General features: G+C 38.0%; 18 protein-coding genes. 5 read left to right on the forward strand and 13 right to left on the reverse strand.

Features of this window, described 5'->3' with window-relative positions:
* Positions 1-880: 880 nt before the first annotated feature.
* From HMPREF9225_RS00195 to murB, 8 genes are all read right to left on the reverse strand, one after another.
* Positions 881-1411: an NYN domain-containing protein gene (locus HMPREF9225_RS00195; RefSeq protein ID WP_008900879.1), complete on the reverse strand. Its 531-nt coding sequence runs from the start codon at positions 1409-1411 to the stop codon at positions 881-883.
* Positions 1408-2127, reverse strand: coding sequence for a 23S rRNA (guanosine(2251)-2'-O)-methyltransferase RlmB (gene rlmB / locus HMPREF9225_RS00200; RefSeq protein ID WP_008900880.1), 720 nt, complete (start codon positions 2125-2127; stop codon positions 1408-1410). Before rlmB ends, HMPREF9225_RS00195 begins: the two co-directional genes overlap by 4 nt.
* A 3-nt stretch (positions 2128-2130) precedes the next feature.
* Entirely contained in the window at positions 2131-2892 is a 762-nt protein-coding gene (gene thyX / locus HMPREF9225_RS00205; RefSeq protein ID WP_008900881.1) for an FAD-dependent thymidylate synthase, read from the reverse strand.
* Positions 2882-3298 carry a Mini-ribonuclease 3 gene (locus HMPREF9225_RS00210; RefSeq protein ID WP_008900882.1) on the reverse strand — a complete coding sequence of 139 codons (417 nt, stop codon included), beginning with the start codon at positions 3296-3298 and terminating at the stop codon, positions 2882-2884. The genes thyX and HMPREF9225_RS00210 overlap by 11 nt, the downstream gene beginning before the upstream one ends.
* Positions 3283-4668: a cysteine--tRNA ligase gene (cysS, locus tag HMPREF9225_RS00215; protein ID WP_008900883.1), complete on the reverse strand. Its 1386-nt coding sequence runs from the start codon at positions 4666-4668 to the stop codon at positions 3283-3285. The genes HMPREF9225_RS00210 and cysS overlap by 16 nt, the downstream gene beginning before the upstream one ends.
* Before the next feature lie 270 nt (positions 4669-4938).
* Complete coding sequence (locus HMPREF9225_RS00220) at positions 4939-5886, reverse strand: gluconeogenesis factor YvcK family protein (protein WP_008900884.1); 948 nt, start codon at positions 5884-5886, stop codon at positions 4939-4941.
* On the reverse strand, positions 5883-6716 hold the full coding sequence (gene rapZ, locus HMPREF9225_RS00225) for an RNase adapter RapZ (RefSeq protein ID WP_008900885.1): 834 nt from the start codon (positions 6714-6716) through the stop codon (positions 5883-5885). The genes HMPREF9225_RS00220 and rapZ overlap by 4 nt, the downstream gene beginning before the upstream one ends.
* Positions 6716-7600 (reverse strand): UDP-N-acetylmuramate dehydrogenase, encoded by an 885-nt coding sequence (murB, locus tag HMPREF9225_RS00230; protein WP_008900886.1) that lies wholly within the window; start codon positions 7598-7600, stop codon positions 6716-6718. Before murB ends, rapZ begins: the two co-directional genes overlap by 1 nt.
* A 51-nt stretch (positions 7601-7651) precedes the next feature.
* Here murB and HMPREF9225_RS00235 point away from each other — a divergent pair, with 51 nt between their 5' ends.
* Entirely contained in the window at positions 7652-8302 is a 651-nt protein-coding gene (locus HMPREF9225_RS00235; protein WP_008900887.1) for a hypothetical protein, read from the forward strand.
* Positions 8303-8394: 92 nt separating this feature from the next.
* On the opposite strand, the gene HMPREF9225_RS00240 is transcribed toward HMPREF9225_RS00235, so the two are convergent.
* The 5 genes from HMPREF9225_RS00240 to HMPREF9225_RS00260 all read right to left on the reverse strand — a co-directional run bounded on the left by HMPREF9225_RS00240 (position 8395) and on the right by HMPREF9225_RS00260 (position 12755).
* Entirely contained in the window at positions 8395-9327 is a 933-nt protein-coding gene (locus HMPREF9225_RS00240; RefSeq protein ID WP_008900888.1) for a magnesium transporter CorA family protein, read from the reverse strand.
* A gap of 174 nt (positions 9328-9501) precedes the next feature.
* Positions 9502-10344, reverse strand: a complete 843-nt coding sequence (locus HMPREF9225_RS00245) for a 3-hydroxybutyryl-CoA dehydrogenase (RefSeq protein WP_008900889.1) — start codon at positions 10342-10344, stop codon at positions 9502-9504.
* A gap of 12 nt (positions 10345-10356) precedes the next feature.
* Positions 10357-11139 carry an enoyl-CoA hydratase-related protein gene (locus HMPREF9225_RS00250; protein ID WP_008900890.1) on the reverse strand — a complete coding sequence of 261 codons (783 nt, stop codon included), beginning with the start codon at positions 11137-11139 and terminating at the stop codon, positions 10357-10359.
* 4 nt (positions 11140-11143) lie between these two features.
* The gene (locus HMPREF9225_RS00255) at positions 11144-12319 is read right to left on the reverse strand and encodes an acetyl-CoA C-acetyltransferase (RefSeq protein WP_008900891.1); all 1176 of its coding nucleotides are present in this window, start codon (positions 12317-12319) and stop codon (positions 11144-11146) included.
* A gap of 19 nt (positions 12320-12338) precedes the next feature.
* Entirely contained in the window at positions 12339-12755 is a 417-nt protein-coding gene (locus HMPREF9225_RS00260) for a MaoC family dehydratase (RefSeq protein ID WP_008900892.1), read from the reverse strand.
* A 285-nt stretch (positions 12756-13040) separates the two neighbouring features.
* Between HMPREF9225_RS00260 and HMPREF9225_RS00265 the strand changes: the two genes are divergently transcribed.
* From HMPREF9225_RS00265 to wecB, 4 genes are read left to right on the forward strand one after another with little or no spacing between them, the layout of a single operon-like run.
* Positions 13041-14105, forward strand: coding sequence for an L-threonylcarbamoyladenylate synthase (locus HMPREF9225_RS00265; protein WP_008900893.1), 1065 nt, complete (start codon positions 13041-13043; stop codon positions 14103-14105).
* Positions 14093-14722: a uracil phosphoribosyltransferase gene (gene upp / locus HMPREF9225_RS00270; protein WP_008900894.1), complete on the forward strand. Its 630-nt coding sequence runs from the start codon at positions 14093-14095 to the stop codon at positions 14720-14722. The genes HMPREF9225_RS00265 and upp overlap by 13 nt, the downstream gene beginning before the upstream one ends.
* Positions 14723-15757 (forward strand): glycosyltransferase family 4 protein, encoded by a 1035-nt coding sequence (locus HMPREF9225_RS00275; protein WP_008900895.1) that lies wholly within the window; start codon positions 14723-14725, stop codon positions 15755-15757. It abuts the gene before it with no gap.
* Complete coding sequence (gene wecB / locus HMPREF9225_RS00280; RefSeq protein ID WP_008900896.1) at positions 15754-16857, forward strand: non-hydrolyzing UDP-N-acetylglucosamine 2-epimerase; 1104 nt, start codon at positions 15754-15756, stop codon at positions 16855-16857. The genes HMPREF9225_RS00275 and wecB overlap by 4 nt, the downstream gene beginning before the upstream one ends.
* The last annotated feature ends 613 nt before the right edge of the window (positions 16858-17470 follow it).

The raw sequence follows: 17470 nt of genomic DNA on the forward strand, positions 1-17470 counted from the left end.
AACCTTACTACGACCAAACTATGCAACTTACGTGATTTTCCATGAGGCGTTAAAAAATTTGGGTGTCTGAGCGTAGCGAGTTCCCAAATTTTAGCCGAAATGTGAAAATCACTTCCCTGATAATGCGAGGTGGGTAGAGGGAGCTCGAGGGAGAAGGGAGGAAACTGCGAGTCTCGTTCGTAAAACCGGAGGTTTTATCGGCGAGACGTTAATTTCTTACCTCTCCCTCGTAAAAGAAAATTTGAAGGATAAAAAATGGGATTAGGTTTTGTATAGGATATTTATTTACATTTATTATAATTTTTGAAATTATTTCATTTGTAATGACTCGACCTTCGGAGGTTATACCCGTTCGACTCACTGCGTTCGCTCAGGGTGACTGTAGTTGTGATGGTTTTCTCGTGAATAGTCCCAAAGGAAGACAGTCACCCTGAGCGGAGGGTGGAGGTTTACCGACACCCGTAGTCGAATGGGTCTAACCATGGTGGGGCTATGTATGGATGACTTTAGTTGGAAGATTTATTGTAGCCTCTCGGCTGTGGAACCTGGAAGGTTCCGCTACGGGTGTGAATAGTAGGAATGGTTGAGGCACGCTCGACGGCTGAGGAAAGAGAATTTAGTGTCAAGACTTATGGAAGCAGGTTGCTTTCGCTACATTGTAGTTGCAAGGACTAGGTCTGTGGAGGTTATACCCGTTCGACTCACTGCGTTCGCTCAGGGTGACTGCAGTTGGGATGTTGGTCTCGTGCAAAGTGTTCCAAAGAAGACGAGCATTGCGAAGTCTGATTTGTAGAACTCGACTGCCTCTCAGGGTGACGATCTTCATCATGGTTGCTTCCGCTACATATATAATATTTTTCGACAATAAAAAAGAGCGCAATTAACGCTCTAAATAATCTTCTTTTAATTTTTTAAGTATTTCCAAATTATCTCCCATGGAGTTTAGTTTTTCCTGTTTCAACATCTTTTGGTGTCTCTTTGTCTTTAGTCTTTCGTTTATGATTTCTGCTTCTAGTTCTCTTGCAGATAGACGGATGCCTCCTCTTGAGAGTATCATCTGCTGTTCTATATTGTCAGAGGTCGCTACTCTTACATCTCTTAGTCTGCCGATTTTATCCAGTTCTCTTTCGATGTAGTGGTCAGCTGTTACAAATTCTTTTGTAAAGACTACTTCTATTCCCTTGTGCATGTAGTTTGACCCTGGCGATTTCTTGACCAGGTAGCCATCGAAAACCAGGATTACATATTCTCCGGTGGAACTTGCAAATTCTGCCATCATGTCCATGGTCTTTTCTCTTGCCTGTTCCAAATCTAGCTCCATTAGATTTTTTAAGTTGGAAAACTGATTCATTATATTGTATCCATCGACAAAAAGGTAGTGGACTCCCTTCTTGTACCTTCTTCTTATCATTTTGTCTGTCTGGTTACTTCGTAAAGAATTATTCCGCAGGCTACTGATGCGTTTAGTGAGTTGATACTGCCTAGCATTGGTATTGAGATTAGTTCGTCGCAGTTCTTTTCTACTGCGTGGCCGAGTCCTTTTCCTTCGTTACCTATTACTATGCAGATATTTCCCACTAAATCTTGGTCACAGATTGGATCACCTTCCATGGTTGCTCCGTAGACCCAGATGGAATTTTCTTTTAGTTCTGATATGGTTTGACTTAGATTATTTACTACTGCTACTTTTATGGATTCTATCGCTCCTGCTGAAGATTTGTAAACTGCATCGTTTACTAGTGCAGATCTTCTCTTCGGTATTATTATTCCATGAAATCCAAAAGCTTCTGCACTTCTTGCTATGGCTCCGAAATTGTATGGGTCTTCTATTTCATCCAGCATGATGAGTTTGATATTTTCTCCTCTGCTCTTTGCATAGGCGATGATATCTTCTACCTGTGAGTATTCAAATGATGAGGATAGTGCCACCACTCCTTGGTGATTTACTTCTCCCACCATGTCCTTCAATTTTTTCTTGTCTGCTTCAACGATGACAATCTTTTGTTCTTTTGCCATTGCGTAGATCTTGCCGATGGAACCTTTTAGTCCCGGTGCAGCGTAAATCTTGTCCACTTTTTTATTTTTTAGCGCTTCTATTATCGCGTTTCTTCCGTATATATATGACATTTTTCACCTTAATTTTAAAAAATATTCTCTTACTTCTTTTGCACGTCCGCAGCTCATCTTGCCTTCTTTGCAAGGTCCGCTTACACAGCTTGGTCCTGCTTCACTAAATATTACTGGAGCTACTGATTTTACAAGTTTTAGCATCTCTTCTGCCATTTCTCTTATTTCCCATTGGGCTCTATTGCAGCATCTAAGTTCAAAGAAATGAAGCAGTGTCCTTGCGTTCATGGTAACTACGATTTTGGTTTCACAAGCGTTTGGAAAGACGTATCTCGCATCTTCGATGGATTCTTTTTCCGCCATCTTCTTTGCCTTTTCTTCTTCTATTCCATCTGCCATGTATTTTTTCTTGTTCTCTTCTATTAGTAGGTCGGTTAGTTTTAAGTACGCCTTTCTATCATTTTCCATTGCTTCTATGAAGACTTTTTTCGCTTCTTCGTTCTTTTCTATGGATTTTGGAATGATGTACTCAAAATTATCAAGCCTTACATATCTTTGGGATTGTTGTGAATAGGATGCTATTCTATGTCTAACTAGTTGATGGGTTAATGTTCTCGATACTCCTTCCACCGCAAATGTGAAGCTCACATGTTCTAGCGGAGATGCGTGCGAAAATCCCATAAGCATCTTTACGAATTTTGCTGTGGACTCTTCATCCAATTTTTCCCTGATTTCATCTACTCCAACTGGTGAGTAACACAGTTTTGCAGATTGAGCCACTACCAGCTCTGGATTTTCTGTATATGCTAAAAGTTCAACCTTCATTTAATCCCCTTTCCAATAGTTCGACCATCCTCTCGTGTTTGCCCGTTATATATAGGTACCCGAAGAGGGTCTCAACTCCCGTGGCTATTTTATAATCTCCAACGGATTGGTTCTTAGCCATGGTGTTTTGTTTCTTATTTCTTCCTCTCTTTAAGAAATATATTTCGTCTTCATTTAAGATATCCATAATCTTTTCGGCGAAATCCGCCTGAGCATAGGCAGCCACATATTTCTTCGCTTCTCTGTTTAGTTGGTTTGGTGGCAGATTTCTAAATATCATGGTCCTGATAAATAGTTCGTACACCGCATCTCCTATATAAGCAAGAGAAAGAGGGTTCAAGTTACGCGCCTCAAGCTCGGTCATAACCTTACCCACCTTTAAAAATACTCCTAAATTCTCTTCCAAGTCGTTCCTTCTCTACTATCTTTAACTTCTATTCCCATCGCAAGAAGTTTGTCCCTTAGTTCGTCAGACTTTGCATAGTCCTTGTTCTTTCTAGCTTCAAGTCTTTCGTAAAATAGAGCTTCTTCTTCTGGGCTTAGTCCTTCTTCTTTTCTTTCCAAAATTCCAAGCACCTTGGATAATTTGTTTAGACTATCTCTTACATATTCCAAAGTTTCTTTTGAGCTGTCATCAACTTTTGTATTTATGATCTTAACGATATTAAAGATTGCAGTTAGAGCATCGGCTGTGTTGATATCATCTTCCATTGCATCTTCGAAGTATTTAACTTCTGCATCTACAAGTTCTTTAACTTCTTCATCAAGACTTCCTGCATTTGCATTTTCAATTAGTTTTTCCAATTTTTCCTTTGCATTGTACATCCTTTCAAGGGACGCCTTACATTGGTCCATAACTTCGTGGGAGAAGTTAATAGGTGATCTGTAATGGCAAGTTAAAAGAAAATATCTAAGGACTTCAAGATCATATTCCTTTGAAACTTCTCTAATTGTGAAGAAGTTGCCCTTTGATTTACTCATCTTTTCGTTATCCACGTTGATCATACCGTTGTGGAGCCAGTAGTTTGCAAAAGTCTTGCCGTTTGCAGTTTCTGATTGGGCGATTTCATTTTCATGGTGAGGAAATTGTAAATCTTCTCCGCCGGAGTGAATGTCAATGGTATCTCCTAGGATTGTCTTAGCCATTACAGAGCATTCGATGTGCCAACCAGGTCTTCCTTCTGACCATGGGCTTTCCCAGGAAGGTTCTCCTTCTTTTTTCTTCTTCCAAAGGACAAAGTCTCCAGGATTTCTCTTGCCTTCAGCAACTCCGATTCTCGCACCAGCCATAAGTTCGTCGATATTCTTCTTAGAAAGTTTGCCGTAGTCCTTCGCCTTATTGATGTCGAAGTACACGTCCCCATCTAGTACATAGGCAGCGTCTTTTGATTCCAAAATCTTTATAAATTCAATCATCTCTTTAATCATTTCAGTTGCACGAGGATTTATCGTTTCGTAGTCGTAGAGATGAAGTCCATTGGCATCCTTTTTGAACTCTTTGATATATCTTTCGCTTATTTCTGTGAAATCAACATGTTCTTCATTGGCACGATTAATTATTTTATCATCAATATCCGTAAAGTTAACCACGAAATTAACGTCGTAACCTTTGTAGATAAAGTATCTTCTCAAGGTGTCAAAAATTACAAGGGGTCTAGCATTTCCAACGTGAATGAAATTATAAACTGTAGGACCACAGTTGTACATATTCACCTGTCCTTCTTTTACAGGGACAAATTCTTCAAGGGACCTACTTAACGTATTGTAAAGTTTCATGTTACCTCCAAAAAAAATCGCCTCCTAAGAGACGATCCACTCAAATTCTAATAAATATTGCTAACAAGCGCATCTGCATCTTCGAAATTCGAGACTCTCACCAAATGTCTCTTCTCTTTAAAATTTCTTCCGATACCTTCTCTTATATCTTCGCAATTATACTCAATACATTAATTATACTGTAATATACCAAATTTTTAAAGGGTAAAATGTAAGATACTCTAGGAACTAGAAAAAGACCATCTCTGGTCTTTTCTATTTATCTCCATTTTATTTTAAATCTTTTACGATATTTCCTATTTTTTCTCCGTTGTGGCGGAGTCTTCCGTCCACCATGTCCACAAAGTCTCCTTCTATGATTTCTATATCTAAATCTTTTAGAATTTCTCTGTCCTTGTCGAAGGTTAAAACAAGTCTCTCCTTTAATTCTTCTGGAGTTATCTCTTGTAGATATTCGTTTCTCGTGGCAAATACGTAATCTATTAGCCCTTCTTTGGAATATTTTTCTATTTCAAGTACATGGTGGCTTAGGCTTAGGTGTTCGCTCTCTCCCAGTTCTGAAAATGCATTTGCAATATAGATTACTTTTGCCTTTGTGTTATAGATTGCTTCTGCAACTCCATCCACAAGTAGGTTTGCGATGGTTGAGCTATATAGAGAACCCGGTCCTAAAAATATAAAATCCGCATCTTCTATTTCTAGAGTCGCTTTTGAAAAAGCCTGTGGCGCATGGGGCGATAGTCTTAAATTTTCTATCTTCGCCTTGGTCCTTTTCATCTCTTCTCTGATGCTCGTCTCTCCAAAGACTTTGGTGCCGTTTGTTAAGATTGCTTCTAGGTTCGATGGCTCAAGTGTCACCGGGTAGATCTTGCCTGTTATATTTAAAAATTCTGCCATGTAGTCGATGGCGCTTTCGAATCCGTGGTACATGTCTGAGATGGCAGCTATAAATAGATTGCCGAAGCTCTGTCCGCTATATGTTCCGGATTTATATCTATAATTTAGTAAATCTTCAAATTCTTTTCTCGAGTTTGAAAGGGCGAGAAGACAGTTCCTAAAATCTCCTGGAGGAATCATTCCATAATCTTCTCTCAATATTCCAGAGCCTCCACCGTCATCTGTGGTGCAAATTATCGCAGTGATATCCTTGGTCACTCGTTTAAGTCCACGAAGAATGGTGCTGGTTCCAGTTCCTCCTCCTATTACTACTACTTTCATGGTTTGTCCCTATGGGTGATGTTGGTCTTGTAGCCGATTTCTTCCAGTCTCTTTGCAACTTCATTTGAAATCGCAACGGATCTGTGAAATCCTCCAGTGCAACCAAATCCTACCACCAATATATTTTTCCCTTCCTTTTTATAGTTTGGAATCAAAAATCTGAGCAAGTCCACAGTCTTATCTATAAACTCCCTCGTCTCTTCAAATCCCATTACAAAGTCGATGACTTCTTGGTTTTCGCCGCTGATATTTTTTAATTCTTCTATATAGAATGGATTTTCGATAAATCTTACATCGAATACGAGATCTCCATCGAGAAGAATCCCATTTTTAAATCCAAAGGATACTACGGAGACCAGGAAATCCACTCCCTCTCCTTGGAAGAGTCTCTTCACTTCGTAACGAAGGTTTGAAAGTTTCATGTTTGAAGTGTCGAGCTTAAAGTCGCTTGCCTTTTCCAAAAATTCCAGAAGTTTCTTTTCTTTTTTAATTCCTTCTGTTATGGATTTGTCCAGTGGATGAGGTCTTCTGCGCTCCTTGTATCTATTTATAATCGCCTTTTCGCTTGCAGTCACATAGAGAATCTTTACATCTATGCCCATGCTTTTAAGTCTCTTTATGGATGAATCGTACTCATTGAAGAATTCCCTGGAACGAATGTCCACTACACAGGCAACTTTTTCAATTGGGCTTGCTGTGCTCAGTTCCATAAACTTCGTCAAAAGTTCTGGAGGAAGATTGTCCATTGCAAAGTATCCCATGTCCTCCATAATATTTAAAACTTCCGATTTCCCTGCGCCGCTTAAGCCAGAAATAATTACAACTTCCATTATTTTTCTCCTACAGTTTTAAGTTCAGTCTCTAGACTTACTCCGAATTTATCGTAGACAACTTTTCTAACTACATCTATGGCGTGGAGCACATCTTCCGCCTTGGAATCTCCATAATTTACTATAAATCCACAATGTTTCCAGGACACTCCGCAATTTTTATATCTAAAACCTCGAAGTCCACTGTCTTCAATCAATTTCCCTGCGAAGTAACCTTCCGGTCTTTTAAATGTACTTCCGCAGGACATCATATCCAGTGGTTGCTTGGAACTTCTTCTCTCGTCGAAGTCATTCATATCGTTTAAAATTTCTGATTTTTCCCTAGGCTTTAGTTCAAAAGTTGCAGAGAGGACGATCTCATTATTTTTTATGACTCTGGAATTTCTGTAAACAAAATCCATATCTTTTCCATCCACGTCAATGATTTTAAGATTCTCTGTGAGAAGTTTTACACTTTTAACCACATCCTTCATCTCACCGCCATATGCACCGGCGTTCATCACCATGGCTCCGCCCACAGAACCTGGGATGCCGTGAGAAAACTCCATGCCGCCAAGAGAATTTTCGTAGGCTGCTTCACTTACAGCTTTAAGTGTGGCTCCTGCTCCAGCTGTGATAAGATTTCCATCTACATCTATCTCGCTTAAGGATCCATCTTTTAAAATTATTGTAAGTCCACGAATCCCACCATCTAGCACCAATACATTGGTGAGATTTCCAAATATATGAACGGGAATATTATTTTTTCTCGCAAGTTTTATCGCATCTATTAAATCTTCTACCGAATTTGGAAAAAGTATGTAGTCACAGACTCCGCCTATTCCAAAAGAAGTATATTCATCTATCTTTTTATTTTCGAAAAATTTTCCAAAATTATTAAACATTTTCCACCTCTAATTAATTATACCATTGTATAATGGATAAGAGGTGAGGTTATGGACAAAGAATACAATAGATTTTTATTATCCGAGTTATTATTTAAAAAATTTGAACTGAAGTACTATGTATATCCGCAAATCTACGCAGAATACTTGCAAGGACTTAAGTTTTATGAATTTGAAATTGAAAAATTAAATATTCTATCCTCAATAATGAGATTTAAAATGAAGAATCTCGATATTTCTGAAGATGAAGTGGAAGAAAAATTCAAAGATGAACTAAATAAGATCCATAGAAACGAAATTTTAATCGAAGATTCCAAAGATTATTTAAACATAGATGAAAATTATAAGGAGTACCTATACTTCTTGGCGGATGAATTTAATCCAATCGCTTTTGAACTAGACGAAAGCGAAAAGACCATCTACGACTCAATCCTAGATAGTTACAGCAATCTAAATTACACAAATATTTCCACCTATGTTGAACAAATTAAGAATGAAAATCTGGATTTAAATAAGCGATATCCAAGTGACGAAGAGTTAAATATTATAAAGGAAGATATCAAAGATATTTTAGAAACTCTCGAAAATCTCGACTATTCAGAAGAGGAAGTAGGAGAACTAATGGATCTTGTAGAAAGATACAAGGAGACTTTCTCCAACTTGGAAGAAGAATACAATATTAAGATGTCCGGGAATAATTGATCAGGGAAATAAATTTTTATTTAAACAAAAATTTCAACAAAATAAAAAAATAATTCGCACACAAAAAGGAAGGTCAAGCCTTCCTTTATTTTTTATAGATAATCATTTTTCTTCAAGATCCAAAGGGTTATAATCCCGATTAAAAGACTAAGTGCCATCAAAATCCAAAAGCCATGTTCGGAATCTTGCCAAGGAAGCCTTACATTCATGCCCCAAATTCCTCCTACAATGGTTGGGATGGTCATGAGTATAGTAACAGAGGTAAGGATCTTCATAACTTCGTTTAGATTGTTGTTTATGACATTTGTGTAGAGGTCGGATAGTTTGTCTAGCATCAGCGTCGATCTCTCTACCATGACCCTCGCCTGTTTATTTTCAACCTGCAAATCGCGGAGAAGATCGTCTCTATTTTCTGATTCAGATAGGTAATCAAGCTCAAAAATACTTTCTATTACAGGGACATTTTCCCTCGTTGACATTTGAAAAGTGGTGAGACTCTTTTGAATTGCTATGATTTTTTCCAGATATTTCGTCTGGGTCGATCTCTTAGTTTGATTTTGAAGTTCGTCAATCTCAATATTTAAAACCTTGATGTAATCTATATAGGCTTTTGAAATTTCCCAAGCAATCTCCAAAATAAAATTTTCTATCTCCTCAATATTATCCATCTTATGTGATTTATTTGATTTTATATTATCAAACACCTCCGCATCTTCACTGCAGATGGTGATCACCTTCTCCTTGTCGATGATTATTGCAATAGCTCTTGTAATATATTGGTAGTTAGAAATTTTAATCGGATATGAAAGAATAAACAGATTGGGCATATCGTCCTCTAAGCCTTCCGTCCTTGGAAGTTCGTAAGGGTCGGAGACATCAAAAACATAGTCCCTAGGAAGATTAAATTTTGAAAGCAGACTCTTTAGTTCTTCTTCCGTAGGACTCATAATCTCAAGCCAGTTATAATCTTCGTCATTATCAGTTAATATAAAGTTCTTCTCTTGTAAAATATATTTATTGTGCAATGGTACTTCCTTTTCATTTATTTTATATTATTTATTATAGAATATCATATTTTTAAAATTAATTATAGTCGATGGCTATCCTGATTTACATAGATCTTTAAATTTTAAAAAGTTTTACTAGTTTTGCAATAAAAAAGAAAGCAAAGATTTCTCTCTGCTTTCTAAAAAATTTAATTATTTGCTGTAGTCGTAGAATCCTTTGCCAGTCTTTCTTCCTAGTTGACCAGCTCTTACCATCTTCTTTAGAAGAATATGTGGTCTGTATTTTGGATCGCCATATTCAGTGTAAAGAACTTCCATGATTGCTAGACATACATCTAGTCCGATTAAGTCCCCTAATTCAAGAGGTCCCATTGGATGGTTTGCACCAAGTTTCATAGCTGTATCTATATCTTCTGGAGCTGCAACGTTATCTGCGTAGATTCCAATTGCTTCGTTGATCATAGGAATTAGTATTCTATTTACTACGAATCCTGGAGCTTCAGCTACTTCTACTGGAGTCTTGCCTATTTCTTTTGAAAGTTCGATTATTGTCTTCTTAGTTTCTTCTGATGTTAATTGTCCAGAGATAACTTCTACAAGTTTCATCATTGGAACTGGGTTGAAGAAGTGCATTCCGATAACTTTGTCAGGTCTCTTAGTTGCTCCACCGATATCTGTTATAGATAGTGATGAAGTGTTAGATGCTAGGATAGTTTTAGCATCGCATTTTTCGCAAAGTTCTTTGAAGATTGCTTTTTTAACTACTGGATTTTCAGTAGCTGCTTCGATTACTAAATCGCAATCTTTGATATCATTGATGTCTGAAGAAACTTTGATTCTAGCAAGTGCTGCGTCCATTTCTTCTTGAGTCATTCTTTCTTTAGATACGTTTTTAGCATATCCTTTTTGGATTTTTGCCATTGCTTGTTCCAATGCTTCTGGAACTATATCTCTAACGATTACTTCGTGATGTGTTGCTAGTACTTGAGCAATACCTGCTCCCATTGTACCTGATCCGATTACTGCTATTTTCAATTTATTTTCCTCCTATAGTCCTTTAAATTCTGGTGATCTCTTTTCAAGGAATGCTTTCATTCCTTCTTTTTGATCTTCTGTTGCGAAGCATAGTCCAAATGCTTGTCTTTCGATTTCCATACCTGTTTCTATATCAGTTTGGATACCATTTACTATTGCGCATTTAGAATATTCAACTGCAAGTTTAGCTTTTGAAGCGATCTTCTTAGCAATTTCTAATGCCTTGTCGATTAGTTCTTCTGGCTCATAAACATGGTTTACAAGTCCGATTCTAAGTGCTTCTTCTGCGTTTATAATGTCTGCAGTATAGATTAATTCTTTTGCTGCTCCCGGTCCTACTGTTCTAATAAGTCTTTGAGTTCCACCAAATCCTGGTGTGATTCCTAGACCTACTTCAGGTTGACCGAATTTTGCCTTTGTAGATGCAACTCTAATATCACATGCTAGTGAAATTTCGCATCCACCGCCTAGAGCAAATCCATTTACTGCAGCTATTACAGGTTTAGAATTCTTTTCAATCTTCATGAAAGTTTCCATTCCAAGCTTAGCAAATTTTGCACCTTCTGATGCGTTTAGAGATGCCATTTCAGAGATGTCAGCTCCTGCTACAAATGCCTTGCCCTTACCTGTTAAAACTACTACCTTTGTCTTTTCACATTGGTCTATATGAGTAAATAATGTGTTTAGTTCAGTTAAAACTTCTGAGTTAAGTGCGTTTAAACTGCTTTCTTTATTTATTGTTACTAGAAGAATTCCATCTTCTTTTTCTTCAACTATTAAAAATTTATATTCCATATTCTTATCTTTCTACTACTAGAGCAGTTCCCATTCCACCGCCGATGCAAAGTGTTGCTAGGCCGTACTTAGAATTACGTTTCTTCATTTCATAAAGAAGTGTAGTAAGGATTCTTGCTCCAGATGCTCCTATTGGGTGTCCTATAGCTATTGCTCCACCGTTTACGTTTACTTTTTCCATATCGAAGTTAAGTTCTTTTGCTACTGCGCCTGCTTGTGCTGCGAATGCTTCGTTAGCTTCGATTAGATCCATATCTTTTACTTCAAGTCCTGCTTTTTTAAGTGCTGATCTTGATGCTGGGATAGGTCCAGTACCCATTACGTCTGGTTCAACCCCTTCAGTTGCGTAAGAAACGATAGTTGCTAGAGGTTCTACTCCTAGTTCTTTAGCTTTTTCTTCGCTCATGATAACTAGCATAGCTGCTCCGTCGTTGATACCTGAAGCGTTAGCTGCTGTAACTGTACCATCTTTTTTGAATGCTGGTTTCATACCAGAGATTGATTCAGCTGTTACGCCGTCTCTTATATATTCATCTGTATCTACTACAGTAGTTGCTTTCTTTGTAACTATTTCAACTGGAACGATTTCGTCTTTGAATCTTCCTTCTGCTCTTGCTTTTGATGCTCTTTGTTGAGAAGTTGCAGCTATTTCGTCTTGCATTTCTCTTGTGATTCCATATTTTTCAGCTACGTTTTCTGCAGTTATTCCCATGTGGTAATCGTTGAATGCGTCCCAAAGACCATCTTTGATCATTTCATCAACTGCTACGTCGTTGCCCATTCTAGCTCCGTATCTGTGTTTTGGAAGTAGGTATGGTGCCATTGACATGTTTTCTGTACCACCTGCAAGGATGATGTCTGCATCGCCATTTCCAATAATTTGAGCTGCTAGAGATACTGCTCTAAGTCCTGATCCACATACGATGTTTATAGTCATTGCTGGAGTTGTGTAAGGGATACCTGCTCCAAGTACAACTTGTCTTGCTATGTTTTGTCCTTGTCCTGCTTGTAGTACGTTACCTATATAAGCTTCGTCTACCATTTCAGGTTTTACATTTGCACGTTTAAGTGCTTCTTTTGCAGCTACTACTCCTAGTTCTACTGCTGGTGTGTTTTTAAATGATCCACCAAATGATCCTACAGCTGTTCTTGCAGCACTCGCTATTACTACTTTTCTCATAATACCTCCTATTACTCTCTTATTCTCTCGGTGGCATAACTGTTGCCACTCCGTCTAGTACCAATTCACCTTTTTGATTGGTTGCTGTCGTTTTTAACTTAACGATTTTTTCTTTTATTATTTCTGACACTTCACATTTAGCTGTGATTGTATCACCAAAGTATACAGGTTTTAAGAAACTAAGTTCTTGTCCCATATAGATGGTGCCTGGTCCAGGTAGTTGTGTACCAAGTACCGCAGAAATAAATCCTGCAGTTAGCATACCATGTGCAATTCTTCCTTTGAACATGCTAGCTTCTGCAGCTACCTGATTGACATGTGCCGGATTTAAATCTCCAGTTACTCCTGCATATAGATATACATCGCCTTCTGTTACAGTCTTAGTAAATTCAGCGCTATCTCCTATGTGCAATTCTTTTATCGTTTTTCCTTTCATTGATACCCTCCAATTAAACTTAAATAGTTTACCAGTTATATCTTACCCATATAGTAAGTTTTAAACACAACGTTTTCAAAACTTCTTTCTCTTAATACTTTAGCACATGTCTTTGTTTATATTATATCAATCTTTTATTTCATTTTCAATTATATTTATTTTTTATTTTATCTGTTTTAATTTTTATTTTAATTTACATTTATTTAATTAATTTATGCTTTTAACCTTATGTTCATCTACTTTATACATTTTTTTGTGGTATAATTTTTTAAGAATGGTGATGATATGATTACTAAAATTATAAAAATTGAAAATGAATTTGAAAGAGAAAAGATAAAAGAGGTTGCATCTGCACTTAGAGATGGCAAGCTCGTCGTGTTTCCAACAGAGACAGTGTACGGTCTTGGAGGCAATGGACTAAATGAAGATGCTCTTAAAAATATTTATGTTGCTAAGGGCAGACCTTCTGATAATCCACTAATCCTTCACATAGCAGATCTTGATATGCTAGATACTTTGGTTAGAGATATTCCAAAAGACGCAAAACTTCTTATAGATAAATTTTGGCCAGGACCACTGACCCTTATTTTTAATAGGAAGAGTATCGTTCCTGACAGAGCGACTGGAGGGCTAGATACGGTTGCCATTAGGATGCCTTCAGACAAGGTTGCCCATGCTATTTTAAAAGAAGCCAAGGTGCCTGTTGCTGCTCCATCTGCAAACCTATCTGGTAAACCAAGTCCTACTTCTACTGCCCATGTCATAGAAGATTTAGATGGCAGAGTTGACTATATTGTGGACTCAACTAGGTCCTTTGTCGGCATAGAAAGCACTGTGGTGGATATGACAGTTAATCCGCCGATGATTCTGCGCCCAGGTTATATTACCTACGAGGATCTAAAGAGCGTAATCCCAGATGTGTGCTACGACAACACAACCATCGACAAAGATGACAAGAGTGTTCCGAAAAGCCCGGGACAAAAGTATAGACACTACGCTCCAAGCGCAAATTGCTATACCTATGTGGGAGATGTAAATCTCGTAAGAGATAAGATAAAAGAAGAAATAAATAAAAATAAGGACAAGAAAATCTGCGTTATTGCAACGGACAGAGTCCTTAAAGAGATAGAAGAAGATGTACTTAAGCTAAGCCTTGGTTCTGGAGAAGATCTGTTAGATGCGTCTCACAATCTTTTCTACAACTTGAGAGTAGCTGATGATAATGATGTAGATATTATTTTCTGCGAAGGTTTTGAACAGGTTGGTCTTGGCGTAGGCATTATGAACCGACTTACAAAAGCTTCAAGCGGAAATGTTACAGTTTTAGGAGGTAAAAAATGGGAAAATTAATTATTACTGATCATCCACTTATTCAACACAAACTTACTATTATGAGAAAGAAAGAAACTTCAAGCTCTGACTTTAGAAGTCTAGTTACAGAAATTGCAACCCTTATGGGATACGAAGTTACAAGAGATTTAGAACTACAAGATGTGGAAATCGAAACTCCACTTATGAAGACCACAGGCAAAGAAATCTCTGGTAAAAAACTTGGAATAGTTCCTATCCTTAGAGCAGGAGTTGGAATGGTTGACGGATTTCTTTCACTAGTTCCAGTAGCTAGAGTTGGATACATCGGTCTATACCGTGATCCGGAAACTTTAAAACCAGTTACCTACTACAACAAGATGCCATCTGACGTTGCTTCAAGAACTATGATCGTACTAGATCCTATGCTTGCAACAGGTGGTTCACTAATAGAAGCGGTAAACGAACTAAAAGCTACCGGCGCAACTTCTATAAAGGCAGTCTGCATCCTAGGCGCTCCAGAAGGAGTAGAAGCTTTTCAAAAGGCTCATCCAGATGTAGATCTATACCTTGCAGCAATTGACGAAAAACTAAACGATCACGGATATATCTTACCAGGACTAGGGGATGCTGGTGACAGAATTTTCGGTACAAAATAGATGAAGTCCATATGCCTTCCCTTTTTAATATCTTTTGCCATCTCCCTCATACTAACTCCAGTAGTTATTAAAGTGGGACCTAAGTTTGGCTACTTAGATATTCCAAAGGACAATAGACGGATGCACAAGCGTCCTATGCCTATTGCAGGTGGAGTAGCGATATATCTTGCCGCAACGGTTGCAATCTTGGTCTTTATCCCCTTAAATAAAAATATCATAAGCCTTTTAATAGGCTCAACGGTAATTTTAATTTCCGGGCTGCTTGATGATAAATTTTCAATAAGTCCAAAGGCCAAAATATTTTTCCAACTAGCAGCAGGGCTAATCATCGCCCTCTCCGGCTCACAGATAGAATTCTTTACAAATATAATAAGCACCAAGGAAGTTGTGTGGTTAAAATATCTATCCATCCCAGTGACACTATTTTGGATCTGCGGAATCACAAACACAGTGAACCTAATAGATGGACTTGACGGACTAGCAGCAGGGATTTCACTAATCTCAGCAGTATCTTTAATGTGTATCGCCCTAAAGATGAACCTACTAGCAGTAGCGATAATTGCAGCGGCAATAGGTGGAGGATGTTTGGGATTCTTGCCATATAATTTCAACCCTGCCAAGATATTTATGGGAGACACAGGAGCATTGTACCTAGGATTTATGCTCTCCTATATATCCATCCAGGGCGTCATGAAGTATGCCACAACCCTTATGATTTTTGTGCCAGTGTTGGTACTTGGAGTCCCAGTGTTTGACACAGCATTTGCCATGATTAGAAGATACATCTCAGGCAAGAAGATCTTCGCAGCAGACAAAGGACACTTACACCACAGGCTTTTGGCACTAGGACTGACTCAAAGACAGACAGTATTAATCCTCTACGCAATCTCACTTATATTTGGAATACTAGCAAATGTAATCTCAGACTTCGATCCAGTAATAGGAATAATAATTTCACTTTTAATAATAATATTAATATTCCTAGTAGGATGGTTAAGCGGAATGTTTAAGACTGTAAAAAAGGAGGACAAATGAAAGTATTAGTAGTTTTTGGAACGAGACCAGAAGCGATTAAAATGGCACCAATCGTCCATGAACTTAAAGCTAGAAATATAGACAGCAAAGTTTGCGTAACAGCACAACACAGACAGATGCTCGACTCAGTATTAGAAATATTTAAAATCGTGCCAGATTATGATTTAAATATCTTCAAAGACGGACAGACATTAACAGAAATCACAACCAGATCCATCACAGGACTAGAAGAAGTAATCAAAGATTACAAACCAGACCTACTACTAATCCAAGGAGATACCACCACAGTATTCTCAGGAGCACTGGCAGCATTTTACCAACATGTAAAAGTTGGTCACGTAGAAGCAGGACTAAGATCCTTTAACCTACAAAGCCCATGGCCAGAAGAAGCAAATAGAAAACTCGTATCAGTAATATCAGACTTCAACTTCTGCCCAACCGACTCAAACAGACAAAACCTACTAAAAGAAGGATACACAGGCGACAATATATATCTCACAGGTAACACAGTAATCGACGCATTAAAATACGCAGTAAATAGCGACTACGAATTTGAAGACGAATTTTTAAGAAACTTCGACTTCGACAAAGGTCCAGTGATTCTCCTTACTTCTCACAGAAGAGAAAATATCGGAGAACCGATGAGGAATATATTTAAAGGGATAAAAGATGCACTGGACTCAAAAGAAAATTCACAGGTAATCTTCCCTATACATCTAAATCCAAAAGTAAGAGAAATAGCAAGAGAAGTCTTCGCAGAGGATGAAAGAATCCATCTCATCGAACCACTTCAGTACCTACCATTCTCAAAACTAATGAGCAAAGTATCATTCGTAGTGACAGACTCAGGCGGAGTACAAGAAGAAGCCCCAGCATTAGGAAAACCAGTGGTAGTAGTAAGGGACGAAACCGAAAGGATGGAAGGAGTCGAAGCAGGAACAGCGAAACTCGTAGGCACATCCTATGAAAAAGTCTATGAAGCAGTGAAAGATCTGTTGACAGATGAAAAAATCTACATGGAAATGGCACACGCAGTAAATCCATACGGCGACGGCACCAGTGCGAAGAAAATAGTAGATGCGATAGTAGAAAATATGTAAAATATTTAAATTTTAAATAAATAATTTTTAAATAAAAGATTTAAAAGAGATTTGAATTTAAATTAGTAATAGTTTAGATTTAGATCTCTTTTTTATTTTGTATCGGAAGCAATCTGCTTCCATCAGCCGGGCAGTCGAGTTCTGCTAATCAGCCTTCGCAATGCTCGGCTTCTTTGGAACTCTTTGCACGAGACCTGCTGCGAAATCGAAGATTTCGGCTAGGGCTTCGACGCTCTACTTAGAAAACCTTAAGGAAGACAGTCACCCTGAGCGAACGAAGTGAGTCGAATGGGTATAACCTCTGTAGGTCAAACATGGATGACTTATTTTGTAGCGGAAGCTACCAGCTTCCATAAACACTGATACTAAATTATCTTCCCTTAGCCATTAGGCATAATACATCAAAATTTGTTATATAAACTTTGTAGCGGAAGCATCTTGCTTCCACAGCCGAGAGGCTACAGTAAACCTTGCAAATAATTAACACATATTGGGCATCAAGTCTCCCAACTTGTCATCCTGAGCGGAAAAGGCGTTAGCCTTTGAAGTCGAAGGATCTGACCCATATTTAACCTAATTAAGACAAAAATGTAAAATAATAAATATAAATAAA

Source organism: Peptoniphilus duerdenii ATCC BAA-1640 (assembly GCF_000146345.1).
Lineage (GTDB): Bacteria > Bacillota > Clostridia > Tissierellales > Peptoniphilaceae > Peptoniphilus_B > Peptoniphilus_B duerdenii.

Excerpts from the sequence above, each read along its gene's own strand:
- HMPREF9225_RS00195 (WP_008900879.1), bottom strand. The coding sequence starts at position 1,411 with ATGATAAGAAGAAGGTACAAGAAGGGAGTCCACTACCTTTTTGTCGAT.
- rlmB (WP_008900880.1), bottom strand. The coding sequence starts at position 2,127 with ATGTCATATATATACGGAAGAAACGCGATAATAGAAGCGCTAAAAAAT.
- thyX (WP_008900881.1), bottom strand. The coding sequence starts at position 2,892 with ATGAAGGTTGAACTTTTAGCATATACAGAAAATCCAGAGCTGGTAGTG.
- cysS (WP_008900883.1), bottom strand. The coding sequence starts at position 4,668 with ATGAAACTTTACAATACGTTAAGTAGGTCCCTTGAAGAATTTGTCCCT.
- HMPREF9225_RS00220 (WP_008900884.1), bottom strand. The coding sequence starts at position 5,886 with ATGAAAGTAGTAGTAATAGGAGGAGGAACTGGAACCAGCACCATTCTT.
- rapZ (WP_008900885.1), bottom strand. The coding sequence starts at position 6,716 with ATGGAAGTTGTAATTATTTCTGGCTTAAGCGGCGCAGGGAAATCGGAA.
- murB (WP_008900886.1), bottom strand. The coding sequence starts at position 7,600 with ATGTTTAATAATTTTGGAAAATTTTTCGAAAATAAAAAGATAGATGAA.
- HMPREF9225_RS00235 (WP_008900887.1), top strand. The coding sequence starts at position 7,652 with ATGGACAAAGAATACAATAGATTTTTATTATCCGAGTTATTATTTAAA.
- HMPREF9225_RS00250 (WP_008900890.1), bottom strand. The coding sequence starts at position 11,139 with ATGGAATATAAATTTTTAATAGTTGAAGAAAAAGAAGATGGAATTCTT.
- HMPREF9225_RS00255 (WP_008900891.1), bottom strand. The coding sequence starts at position 12,319 with ATGAGAAAAGTAGTAATAGCGAGTGCTGCAAGAACAGCTGTAGGATCA.
- HMPREF9225_RS00260 (WP_008900892.1), bottom strand. The coding sequence starts at position 12,755 with ATGAAAGGAAAAACGATAAAAGAATTGCACATAGGAGATAGCGCTGAA.
- HMPREF9225_RS00265 (WP_008900893.1), top strand. The coding sequence starts at position 13,041 with ATGATTACTAAAATTATAAAAATTGAAAATGAATTTGAAAGAGAAAAG.
- upp (WP_008900894.1), top strand. The coding sequence starts at position 14,093 with ATGGGAAAATTAATTATTACTGATCATCCACTTATTCAACACAAACTT.
- HMPREF9225_RS00275 (WP_008900895.1), top strand. The coding sequence starts at position 14,723 with ATGAAGTCCATATGCCTTCCCTTTTTAATATCTTTTGCCATCTCCCTC.
- wecB (WP_008900896.1), top strand. The coding sequence starts at position 15,754 with ATGAAAGTATTAGTAGTTTTTGGAACGAGACCAGAAGCGATTAAAATG.